The sequence below is a fragment of the Leptotrichia buccalis C-1013-b genome, assembly GCF_000023905.1.
Taxonomy (GTDB): domain Bacteria; phylum Fusobacteriota; class Fusobacteriia; order Fusobacteriales; family Leptotrichiaceae; genus Leptotrichia; species Leptotrichia buccalis.
On the sequence record NC_013192.1, the window covers coordinates 264,244 to 275,962 of the forward strand.

Below are 11,719 nucleotides of genomic sequence, written 5' to 3' on the forward strand. Positions count from 1 at the left end.
TAAGGAGTAACAAACACTGCTTCTTCTTATGTCTTTTGGGCGTGTAGCTCAGGTGGTTAGAGCACTGTGCTGATAACGCAGGGGTCGCTGGTTCGAGTCCAGCCATGCCCACCATATTAATTAAAGTCTTGGGGATATAGCTCAGTTGGGAGAGCGCTGCCCTTGCAAGGCAGAGGTCAGCGGTTCGAACCCGCTTATCTCCACCAATTATATTTAGGACAATGGGAAATGAATAGTAGGTAAAAGATTACAATAAACTAGAGTAAAAGTTATTCTGGAGAAAAAAGCTAATAAGGGCACACGGAGGATGCCTAGGCAACAACAGCCGATGAAGGACGTGATAAGCTGCGATAAGCCGGGAGTAGATGCACATAATCGTTAATCCCCGGATTTCCGAATGGGAAAACCTGCATATCTGGAGGATATGCGTGAAAACGGTAAGCCCGTGAACTGAAACATCTAAGTAACGGGAGGAAAAGAAAGTAAAAACGATTCCCTAAGTAGCGGCGAGCGAACGGGGATAAGCCTAAACCGTGTCAGTGTCAAGCGGACAGCATTGCTGACACGGGGTTGTGGGACTTCCATTAACGGATTGTCATAATGTTTAAGTTGTATGTATGTAAGTAGAATCAGTTGGGAAGCTGAACCAAAGAAGGTGATAGTCCTGTAGAACATAAAATATATATAACAACTGGAAGCACCCGAGTAGCGTCAGGCACGAGGAATCTGGCGTGAATCAGCGTGGACCATGTCACGTAAGGCTAAATACTGTTGTTGACCGATAGTGAAGAGTACCGTGAGGGAAAGGTGAAAAGAACCCTGAGCAAGGGAGTGAAATAGAATTTGAAACCGTGTGCTTACAAACGGTAGGAGCACTTTATGTGTGACTGCGTGGATTTTGGTTAATCATCCTGCGAGTTATGATCAGTGGCAAGGTTAATAAAGTGGAGCCGAAGGGAAACCGAGTCTTAATAGGGCGTTAAGTCGCTGGTCATAGACGCGAAACCTAGTGATCTAGGCCTGTCCAGGCTGAAGCTGAGGTAAGACTCAGTGGAGGGCCGAACTCACCGCCGTTGAAAAGTTGGGAGATGAGATAGGTCTAGGGGTGAAAAGCCAATCGAACTAGGAGATAGCTCGTTCTCTCCGAAATGCATTTAGGTGCAGCCTTGATGTTAAGATATGTGGGGGTAGAGCTCTGTATGATCTAGGGGGCGTACTGCTTACCGAAATCAAGCAAACTTCGAATACCATATATTAATCGTCAGGAGTGAGTCCATGGATGACAAGGTCCATGGACGAGAGGGGAACAGCCCAGACCGCCAGCTAAGGTCCCTAATTATGTCTAAGTGGGAAAGGAGGTGGATATTCACAGACAACCAGGAGGTTGGCTTAGAAGCAGCCATACCTTGAAAGAGTGCGTAACAGCTCACTGGTCGAGAGTATCTGCGCCGAAGATGTAACGGGGCTAAGACATAAACCGAAGCTGCGGAGGCGTGTTTTCACGCCTGGTAGGAGAGCGTTCTGTAGGCCGTCGAAGGTAAGCTGTAAGGCTTTCTGGAGGCATCAGAAGTGAGAATGCAGGAATGAGTAGCGAGAAGGCGGGCGAGAATCCCGCCGGCCGGAAGTCCAAGGTTTCCAGGGGAAGGTTTGTCCGCCCTGGGGAAGTCGGGACCTAAGCATAAGCAAAAATGTGATGGCGAATGGAAAACAGGTTAATATTCCTGTACCACTATTATCGCTTGAGAGACGGAGTGACGCAGGAAGGTATGTGAGAAGACTGACGGATTAGTCTTTCTAAGGGCGTAGCATGGACACGCAGGTAAATCCGCGTGTCTAAATGTGAGACCTGATGGGCAAGTGCATTAGCATAAGTTACAGATCCTACACTGCCAAGAAAAACTTCTATCGATGAAAAATAGTGCCCGTACTGTAAACCGACACAGGTGGACAGAGTGAGAAACTTAAGGCCGACAGGATAACTCTAGCTAAGGAACTCTGCAAAATAGCCCCGTAACTTCGGGAGAAGGGGTGCCTGATATACCTGAAAGGAGAAACACCTCAAGGGGAAACAGGCCGCAGTGAAGAGTCCCAAGCAACTGTTTACCAAAAACACAGGTCTATGCTAAGCTGAAAGGCGACGTATATGGGCTGACACCTGCCCAGTGCCGGAAGGTTAAGAGGAGGAGTGAGAGCTCCGATTTGAAGCCCCGGTGAACGGCGGCCGTAACTATAACGGTCCTAAGGTAGCGAAATTCCTTGTCGGGTAAGTTCCGACCTGCACGAATGGTGAAATGATTTGGGAGCTGTCTTGGCTGGAGACCTGGTGAAGTTGTAATGTCGGTGAAGATACCGACTACCTGCAGTAGGACGGAAAGACCCCGTGGAGCTTTACTGTAGTTTGGCATTGGGTTTTGGCTGTGTGTGTATAGGATAGTTGGGAGACTGTGAAGTTAAGGCGTCAGTTTTAACTGAGTCGTCGTTGGAATACCAACCATATGCCGTTGAAATTCTAATCTGGTAACGGAGACAGTGCTAGATGGGCAGTTTGACTGGGGCGGTCGCCTCCAAAAGAGTAACGGAGGCGTTCAAAGGTTCCCTCAGGCTGGATGGAAATCAGCCTAAGAGTGCAAACGCATAAGGGAGCTTGACTGCAAGACTGACGGGTCGAGCAGGTACGAAAGTAGGAGTTAGTGATCCGGCGGTTCCGTATGGAAGGACCGTCGCTCAACGGATAAAAGCTACCCCGGGGATAACAGGCTGATACTTCCCAAGAGTCCATATCGACGGAAGTGTTTGGCACCTCGATGTCGGCTCGTCTCATCCTGGGGCTGGAGAAGGTCCCAAGGGTTGGGCTGTTCGCCCATTAAAGAGGCACGCGAGCTGGGTTCAGAACGTCGTGAGACAGTTCGGTCCCTATCCACTGCAGGCGCTTGAATACTGTAAAGATCTGACCTTAGTACGAGAGGACCGGGTTGGACAGACCTCTGATGTACCAGTTGTCACGCCAGTGGCATGGCTGGGTAGTCACGTCTGGAACGGATAATCGCTGAAAGCATCTAAGCGAGAAGCCGTCTTTGAGATGAGTATTCGCAGTATCCATGGAGAACACATGGTTGATAGGCCAGAGGTGTAAGTGCAGCAATGCATTCAGCTGACTGGTACTAATATTACATCTGCTTTTTAGTTAATCTTTTACTACTACTATTTATTTCTCATTGTCTTAACTTGACAATTTAATTTTTGAAGTTTGGTGATGTTAGCAGCAGGGATATACCCGGTTACATTTCGAACCCGGCAGTTAAGTCTGTTTACGCCTAAAATACTTGGATTTGTCCCGGGAAAATAGGTAGTTGCCAAACTTTTTTTCTTTTGCGTGTCTCCGTAGCTCAGCCGGTTAGAGCATCTGACTGTTAATCAGAGGGTCGTTGGTTCGAGTCCAACCGGGGACGCCATTTTTTTTATTTTTTTTTCCTGTAATTCCACTTCATAGCATGTCACTTACAGTTAGTTATTTTTTAATTTTAATCATCAAATCTATTCTTATACTATTCCCCGTCTAAATAGTACATAATTAGTAAAGAGTTAAAAGTTTTTATCCTTAACATAGTTTCTATTTTATAATGGGATTTAGTATTGGATTATTCTATTTAATACTAAACCCCGTTTAAAAATAAGAATAAATTTTTATAATAGGGTTGTTCAATAGCTAATTCATAATCATTCAGCTTTTTCCTTTTTTATTTTCGTAGGATTGCTCATTGCCGCAAATCCTACAACCTATGGATAGTCTACGACATTTTTTCTGCACTGCCAAAAAACTCGCTATGCTCAGACAGTTTTGTCAGCACAGAAAAATGCTCCGACATATTAGTTTATACTAGAATCTATTTAAAAGATGAAAATTATATCTTAAATTACTTGAAAATATTAGGTTTATCCTCTTTATTAAAAATGTTTTTAATAAATTTGTTATTTAAATGGGGTTTAGTATGAGATACTAATTTTATGTAATCTACTTTGTTTTAAAAATATAATTAAGAAAATTTAAGCAGATAGTTAAAATTTTAGTATGATTAAAGATTATAAAAGTAAGATAAAAGTAGATTTTATGATTTTTGTTGGTATAATTTTATTTTAAGAATAATATTATTTTTTATATATAAAATATAATAAAAAATTAGAAAAAGGTTGAAAAAGTTTTTTTTGTATGATATAAAGTATTAGGAATAAAATAAAAATATTTATAAAATATTTGATAGTTTTATCGTAGTAATTTGGAAATAGTGTGAAATTATTTTATAAATTGAAATTAAGAGTTTAGACTACATTATTTAGGTAGAGAAATTTTCTTGATTTATACTTAGGTTATAGTTTAAGTATAATAGAGTTAAGTGATTTGTCGCTTAAATAGTGTAGTTTAAATTTTTTATGTTATCATAATTTATAAAGCCGAAAAGAATATAAAAAATAAGATAGATTTTGGATTTTTATAGACATCCTAATGTTCAATTGATAAAATAAATAGTCTGACGTTTGAGTAAGATAATTATAATTTTTTGATGGAATGATAAAAGTAGTATAAATTTTAAATTTTTAGATATACTTTATTTATGTAATATTTAAAAATAAACAGAAGAAAGGAAATTAAAATGAATAAAGAATTGAAATTATATATTGTGAGACATGGGCAAACAGAATGGAATGTTTTGGAAAAGTTTCAAGGGCAATTAAATTCACCACTTACAGAAAGAGGAATTGAAAAAGTTGGGAAAATCGGGAAGGAACTTGAAAATGTGAAATTTGAGGCTGTATATACGAGTGAGCTTGGGAGAACTATTGGGACAGCTGAGATAATTTTGGAGAAGAATAATTTTGAGAAGAAAAAAAATATAGAGAAAAGATTGAAATTAAAAAAATTACCTGAATTAAATGAAATTTATTTTGGAGAATGGCAAGGGATGGATTTTAAGGAAATTTTTTTGAAATATCCAGAAGAGGCTCATAATTATTTTTATGATGTAAAAAATTATTGTGCGAAAAATGTGAAAGGAGAGGAATTGAAAGATGGACTCGAAAGATTTTTGTTAGGGTTGAAAAAGATTGTAAATAATAATGAAGAAGGGAATATTTTAATCGTAACTCATGGGACGGTTTTGGAATTATTTTTTAATTATATTGAAAATAAGGAAGCTGATGATTTGGATGAAAGGAAATTAATTGGAAATGGTGAATATCGGATATTTACTTATAAAAATGGAAAATATTTGATGGAAACTTTGGGAAAAAAATTATAAAAAGATGAATAAATCTGAGATTTGAGTAAAATTATTTTCATTATTAGATTTGATTTCAAAATATGCTTTAAACCTGTTAAAATTGAACTGATAAAATTAAGAAAAATTAGGGTTTAAGTAAAATAGTCATAACTTTTGAGTTCTGTTTTAAAGTAGTTTTACTATAATGTTGATAATTTCTGAAATAAAATTTTTAAGAATAAGTAATCGAGTATATTTGGAAACTATAAATTTTAAAATTAATTAGAAATAATAGAAATTTTTTGAAAGTGGAAAAAATATGTAAGGACAGAAATTATTTGGAATACTTGAAAAATAAAAGAGAAACAATTTTTTGTTTTTTAGGAAAATCTTATGATTACAAGAATGTTTACAAAAAATAAGAATAAGAAGAGGAAAATAAAATGATTTGGATAATTGGCGGAACAAAGGATTCTAGAGATATTTTAGATGAAATTTTAAAAGTTAGTAAAGAAAAAATTGTTATCAGTACAGCAACTGAATATGGGGGAAAATTGCTTAAAGATGTGGGAGAAAATGAAAATGTGGAAGTGATTTCTGAAAGATTGAATGTAATGCAGATTGAAAAAATAATTTCAGAAAAAAATATTGATCTGATAATTGATGCAAGTCATCCGTATGCTCAAAATATTAGTAAAATTGTCATTTCGATGGTGAGTTTTTTGAATGAAAGAGCGAAATCTGAAAAGAAAATTTTGAAATACATAAGATTTGAAAGAAAAATACTTGATTATGGAAGTGAAAATGTTTTTAAGTTTGAGAATGTTAAGGAACTAGTTGAGTTTTTGAATCAGTTTGAAAATAAAAATATACTGAGTACTTTAGGTTCAAATGCTTTGGAAGAGATTAAGGGAATTCGGGAAAAAAACAATTTATTTATAAGAATTTTGCCAACAACTTCTTCTATAGAAAATGCAGAAAATTTAGGATATCTTCCAAAAAATATTATTGCTATGCAAGGACCGTTTTCTAAAAATATGAATGTTGCAATGTTGGAAAATTTTAAGATTGATTATTTGATTACGAAGGAAAGTGGAGAAACTGGAGGGGAATTGGAAAAGCTGGAAGCATGTCAGGAATGTAAAGTTGGAATTTTGGCGATTAAGCGACCGGTTTTAGATTATGGAATTGTTTTTAATACAATTTCTGAACTAGTTAACTATGTAAAAAATTTAAGTGTTTAATGTTAATATGAAATTCGATTTTCATTTAAGCATGTTCACAGAGGGTTAAATCGAAAAATTAAATAATTTAAAATTTTGTAATTTTTATGTCCATTTTTGAAATATTATTTTAATGTAACATATATTACACTTATTATTATTAATTTGTGTTATAATTTTTTCATAGTGGACAATTTTACAAAATTTAGCATTAAAAGAGTCAAGAGGATATTTTATCTTTGTTAAAAATCGGCTCTTTTTTAAATATTTAAAATTATTGAATTAAATGGAAATTACATAGATTATTTTTATGAAAAAAATGTAAATTAAGGAGATGAATAATGTTTAGTTTAGACGATACACTTTATGAAATTATAAATAAATATCCTGAAGCTTTGGATTTTTTTATTGCTAATGGGTTTGAGCAATTGAAAAATAAACAGATGCTTGAGGTTATGGGGAAAAATATTAAGTTAAGAATGGCACTTATGTCAAAAAAAATTAATCAAGAACTGTTTGTTGAAAAACTGGAAACATTTTTGCAAAAAGATGCAGATATTGATGTTTCGCTAGATGAGAGCAAGGCTGATGAGAATAGTGACTTAATAATCGAGGGAGTACTGCCTTGCCCTATTAGAATACCACTTTTAGAAGGGATTAAGGAGTGGGTAAATGAGCAGAACGAAAAAAATGACTATACCATTTCGTATACCTTGAAATCAGCAAATTTAGGACTTGACTGGGTTGTAGAAAAAGTTAAGACAGGAAATCCTGATAAAGTTTCGGACGTGCTTCTTTCGGCTGGATTTGAATTATTTTTTGATAAGAATTTGATGGGACAGTACATGGAAAATGGTATTTTTGAAACACACCTTGAAAATATGAATAAAGATTTCTGCAACGAAACTATTGACTTGCGGGATCCTAAAAAGCGTTATGCAATAATGGGAGTTGTGCCAGCAATATTTTTGATAAACAAGACTTCTTTAGGAGATAGAAAAGCACCAGAAACTTGGGCAGACTTGTTAAATGAAGAATTTGAAGACTCAGTTGCATTACCAATGGCTGATTTGGACTTATTTAACGCTCTTCTTGCAAATCTTTACAAGGATTTCGGAATGGATGGAATACACAAATTGGCACGTTCATACAAAAAGAGCTTGCACCCTGCTCAAATGGTAAAAGCTAGAACTCGAACACCAGAAGCCCCTGCTGTCAGCATTATTCCATACTTCTTTTCACAAATGATTGATGGATCAGGAGATTTGGAGGCTGTATGGCCAAAAGATGGAGCTTTGCTAAGCCCGATATTTATGATTACAAAAAAATGTAAGGCAGATAAAATCAAGCCATTTATGGACTTATTTATGTCAAATGAAATTGGAACAATTTTTTCTGCAAACGGAAAATTCCCATCAACAAATCCAAATGTGGATAACCATTTAGAAGAACATCAGAATTTTAAATGGATTGGCTGGGATTACATCTATAGCCATGATATTGGAAAAATTATTCGTGAATGTGAAGATGAATTTAATAATGATGTGCAAAAAAGCCTTGCACAATAAAATTTAAAAAATAAAAAAGGAGAGATAACTATGAATTTAATAATATTTTCAGGCCCACCTTCATCAGGAAAAACAAGCGTTATTCTAAAAACAGTAGAAGCCTTAAAATCACAAGGAATGTCAGTTGGAGTAGTAAAATTCGACTGCCTTTACACAGATGATGACAAATTATACGCAAAAGCAGGAATTCCAGTAAAAAAAGGAATTTCAGGAGCTTTATGTCCAGATCATTTCTTTGTATCAAATATCGAGGAAGTCGTGCAATGGGGAAACAGCCTTGGGCTTTCAATATTAATTACAGAATCGGCAGGGCTTTGTAACAGATGTTCGCCATATATCAAGGACATCAAGGGAGTCTGTGTAATCGACAATTTATCAGGAATTAATACACCTAAAAAGATTGGACCATTATTAAAAGCCGCTGATATTGTGATTATCACAAAAGGGGACATTGTTTCACAAGCTGAACGTGAAGTTTTTGCCTCACGTGTGAACTCTGTAAATCCAAAAGCTGTAACAATGCATGTTAACGGGCTTACTGGACAAGGAGCGTACGAATTAAGCACACTTCTTTATGAGAAAGAACTGGAAATAGACAGCGTTCAAGGAATGGAACTTAGATTTCCAATGCCATCGGCACTTTGCTCTTACTGCTTAGGAGAAAAGAGAATCGGTGAAAAATATCAGATGGGTAATGTCCGAAAAATGAATTTACAGCAATAAAAAAATAGATAAAAATAATAAAAAAGGAAAAAATATGAAAAATAACGATTTAATAAATAAATTGACTATTAGTGAACTTAGTGAGAAATACCCCTTTGCAGAAAACTTTTTTACGGAAAACAACTTGCCTGTGGAAACTTTTCAGGATAAGACATTTCACGAGTTCATCGTAACTTTTGCAGAAGATAAAATTGAGGACTTTGCACTGGATGTTGAAAAAATTGAAGAAAGTCTTGTTGATTACATTGCACAGATGAAACTTTTTTTGGGAATGGAAGAGGAAAATTCGATTGATATGCTTACAATTGTCGCTGGGCAAGATAAATCTGGGAATAAAGAGGGATTTGAGCGGCTTGATATTCATAAGTCAGAAATTATTTCCATTGTAGGTCCTACAGGCTCTGGAAAATCAAGACTTCTTGCCGACATCGAATGGACTGCCCAGAAAGATACTCCAACACAGCGTCAAATCCTTATAAACGGTGAACTTCCAGACAAGAAATGGCGTTATTCCTCAAACAACAAATTAGTCGCACAACTATCACAAAACATGAATTTCGTTATGGATTTATCAGTAAAAGAATTTCTAGAACTGCACGCTCAAAGCCGAATGATTGAAGACATTGACGAAACTGTGGAAAAAATCATTACCGCTGCAAACAATCTGGCTGGAGAGCAATTTGACTTAACTACTGCAATCACAGCCCTAAGTGGTGGACAATCCCGTGCTTTAATGATTGCCGACACAGCTATTTTAAGTTCATCTCCAATTGTCCTAATTGACGAAATTGAAAATGCAGGAATTGACAGGAAAAAAGCCTTGGAATTACTTGTTTCATCAGACAAAATCGTATTAATGGCAACACACGACCCAACATTAGCACTAATAGCAGACAAACGAATTATAATAAAAAATGGTGGAATCAGTAAAATTATTACAACAAGCCCTGAAGAAAAGAAAATTTTGAAAAAACTGGATGAAATGGATGATATTATTCAAAAAATGAGAAGCGATTTGAGAAAAGGGAAAATTTTAAAAAGTGATTTTTAATCCAGAAATTTGTTTTTAAAAATTAATAATAAAAGTAAATTAGGGAGAAATATTCAGAATTTGTTTATTTTCTCTCTTTTTAAATTATATATAAAATTTTTATCCTAATCGATTGTATTTCTTTACCCCATTGCTAAATATTCATCACAAATTTATTTATTTCAAAATTATAAATCATTTATTTCTATTTCAAGATAACTGTTTATTTTCCTAGGCATTTCTAAAAACTTCTTTTTTCCTAATAAAGCTCTTGTGAATTCTTCTATTGTACAACTCCAATCATCATAGTCTCCAAACCAATCTATAAAATCTACTCTGTCTTTGAATATAAAAAAATCTAATGTTTCTCCATAGCCCTCAACACATTCTTTTTCACCATTCTTTATTTTTTCTATTTCTTTTAGAAAATAGTCTATTCCCTCAGATTTTATTTCAGTTAATTTCCTACTAAGAAATACAGAATAACCTATATTATATTTTTCTCCGTTAATAATACTACAGAATTCTCCCCATAATTCTCCATTTTTACTTATATAATAATAGAATTTCATTTTCATTTTATATCTCCTTCATAAATAGGTTGATTATGATTGATACATCCTTACATTTATATTCTTAATTCTAATTTTTTAAATATATATCATAATTTTTTCTTTATATTCCTTTAATTCTTCTTCTGTCATTCTATTCGGTATTTTTAACTTAGAAAATTCATTAACAAAATATTTAAATAAAAATCTATCTTTCATATTTAATATTTCTATCAAACGATTTTTGTCTTGCTCTTCGCAATATTTTTCTATAAATTTTCTTAATATTGCATATTCTTCTATCCAATCTTTCATGATGTTACCTCTTTTCTCTTAATATTAAATCTGTTCTTGGATTTGGTAAAATATCCAATTTATCATATTTTATATCCATTTTATCAACAGGAAGCAATTTAAAAGCACCACCTTTACCATGTTCGGGATACGACATAGTAAATGGTTCCAACTCTTTTCCAGTATCTCCATAAGTATTATGTAAAATATTTACTTATACTTTTTCTAACTTATTATCATCTTCATAATATCTGCTTGCACTTTTTCTTTTATTATTTTCAACATTAAGAAGATAATAAATTCTTTTATCTTTATCATGCCAATAAATTTTTCTAACAGTTGCTTTTTTATCAGGATATTTAATTAATTTAACTTTATCACCTATATCAAATTTTGGTTTACTTGTCAGTTCATATCCTTCTCTTTTTATTCTCATTTTTTCATTGGTTGTTAATAATTCTACTAGTATATATTCTTCATTCTCATCATCTTTTGCACACTTTAATATTGTAGAAGTTGGATCTCCGTATACTTTTTGTTTACTCTCAAAATCATAATATTTTAATCTTGATTCCATATAAGAACCCTTTAAAACACCATAAGTTCCTAAATAATTTTGTTTCATTTATTTCACTCCTTTTTACATGAATTAAATAATTACACTTTTTCAAACTTATTATTGTCTTCATAATATCTGCTTGCACTTTTTCTTTTATTATTTTCAACATTAAGAAGATAATAAATTCTTTTATCTTTATCATGCCTATAAATTTTTCTAAAAGTTGCTTTTTTATCAGGATATTTAATTAATTTAACTTTATCACCTATATTAAATTGTGGACATTTTATTGTTTCATAAAATTCCTTACTTATTCTAATTACTTCTTGATTTTTCCTTCCAAGCATTTTTATACCTACATAATCCAATTCTTCAGTTTTACATTTTAATATCGTCCCCCATAAAATTGACATTGGATAACCAAAATTTTTATTAAAATTTTCATATTTAAAAATATCATCAAAATGGATAATTTTATCTGAAGAGGGAGAATTATTTTTTTACACTCCACATGTT

The 11,719-nt window shown here is 33.8% G+C and carries 10 protein-coding genes, 3 tRNA genes and 2 rRNA genes; 10 read left to right on the plus strand and 5 right to left on the minus strand.

Features of this window, described 5'->3' with window-relative positions:
* The first annotated feature begins 37 nt into the window (after positions 1–37).
* The 10 genes from LEBU_RS01355 to LEBU_RS01400 all read left to right on the plus strand — a co-directional run bounded on the left by LEBU_RS01355 (position 38) and on the right by LEBU_RS01400 (position 9,820).
* A tRNA-Ile gene (locus tag LEBU_RS01355) sits at positions 38–114 on the plus strand.
* Positions 115–130: 16 nt separating this feature from the next.
* Positions 131–206, plus strand: a tRNA-Ala gene (locus LEBU_RS01360).
* Positions 207–280: 74 nt separating this feature from the next.
* Positions 281–3,185, plus strand: a 23S ribosomal RNA gene (locus LEBU_RS01365).
* Between the two features lie 61 nt (positions 3,186–3,246).
* A 5S ribosomal RNA gene (gene rrf / locus LEBU_RS01370) occupies positions 3,247–3,359 on the plus strand.
* 16 nt (positions 3,360–3,375) lie between these two features.
* Positions 3,376–3,452, plus strand: a tRNA-Asn gene (locus LEBU_RS01375).
* Between the two features lie 1,197 nt (positions 3,453–4,649).
* On the plus strand, positions 4,650–5,294 hold the full coding sequence (locus LEBU_RS01380; protein ID WP_012806374.1) for a histidine phosphatase family protein: 645 nt from the start codon (positions 4,650–4,652) through the stop codon (positions 5,292–5,294).
* Positions 5,295–5,698: 404 nt separating this feature from the next.
* Complete coding sequence (gene cobK / locus LEBU_RS01385; protein ID WP_012806375.1) at positions 5,699–6,499, plus strand: precorrin-6A reductase; 801 nt, start codon at positions 5,699–5,701, stop codon at positions 6,497–6,499.
* Positions 6,500–6,819: 320 nt separating this feature from the next.
* The gene (locus tag LEBU_RS01390; protein ID WP_012806376.1) at positions 6,820–8,046 is read left to right on the plus strand and encodes an ABC transporter substrate-binding protein; all 1,227 of its coding nucleotides are present in this window, start codon (positions 6,820–6,822) and stop codon (positions 8,044–8,046) included.
* Positions 8,047–8,076: 30 nt separating this feature from the next.
* Entirely contained in the window at positions 8,077–8,769 is a 693-nt protein-coding gene (locus LEBU_RS01395) for a GTP-binding protein (RefSeq protein ID WP_006805894.1), read from the plus strand.
* Positions 8,770–8,803: 34 nt separating this feature from the next.
* Positions 8,804–9,820 carry an ATP-binding cassette domain-containing protein gene (locus tag LEBU_RS01400; protein ID WP_012806377.1) on the plus strand — a complete coding sequence of 339 codons (1,017 nt, stop codon included), beginning with the start codon at positions 8,804–8,806 and terminating at the stop codon, positions 9,818–9,820.
* 167 nt (positions 9,821–9,987) lie between these two features.
* On the opposite strand, the gene LEBU_RS01405 is transcribed toward LEBU_RS01400, so the two are convergent.
* From LEBU_RS01405 to LEBU_RS01420, 5 genes are all read right to left on the minus strand, one after another.
* On the minus strand, positions 9,988–10,377 hold the full coding sequence (locus LEBU_RS01405) for a hypothetical protein (protein WP_012806378.1): 390 nt from the start codon (positions 10,375–10,377) through the stop codon (positions 9,988–9,990).
* A 72-nt stretch (positions 10,378–10,449) separates the two neighbouring features.
* A complete protein-coding gene (locus tag LEBU_RS01410; RefSeq protein ID WP_012806379.1) occupies positions 10,450–10,665 on the minus strand; it encodes a hypothetical protein in 216 nt (71 codons plus the stop codon).
* 4 nt (positions 10,666–10,669) lie between these two features.
* A complete protein-coding gene (locus LEBU_RS11830; RefSeq protein ID WP_157859498.1) occupies positions 10,670–10,816 on the minus strand; it encodes a hypothetical protein in 147 nt (48 codons plus the stop codon).
* A gap of 42 nt (positions 10,817–10,858) precedes the next feature.
* Entirely contained in the window at positions 10,859–11,269 is a 411-nt protein-coding gene (locus LEBU_RS01415) for a hypothetical protein (protein ID WP_012806381.1), read from the minus strand.
* Positions 11,270–11,301: 32 nt separating this feature from the next.
* Positions 11,302–11,616: a hypothetical protein gene (locus LEBU_RS01420; RefSeq protein ID WP_012806382.1), complete on the minus strand. Its 315-nt coding sequence runs from the start codon at positions 11,614–11,616 to the stop codon at positions 11,302–11,304.
* Positions 11,617–11,719 lie beyond the last annotated feature (103 nt).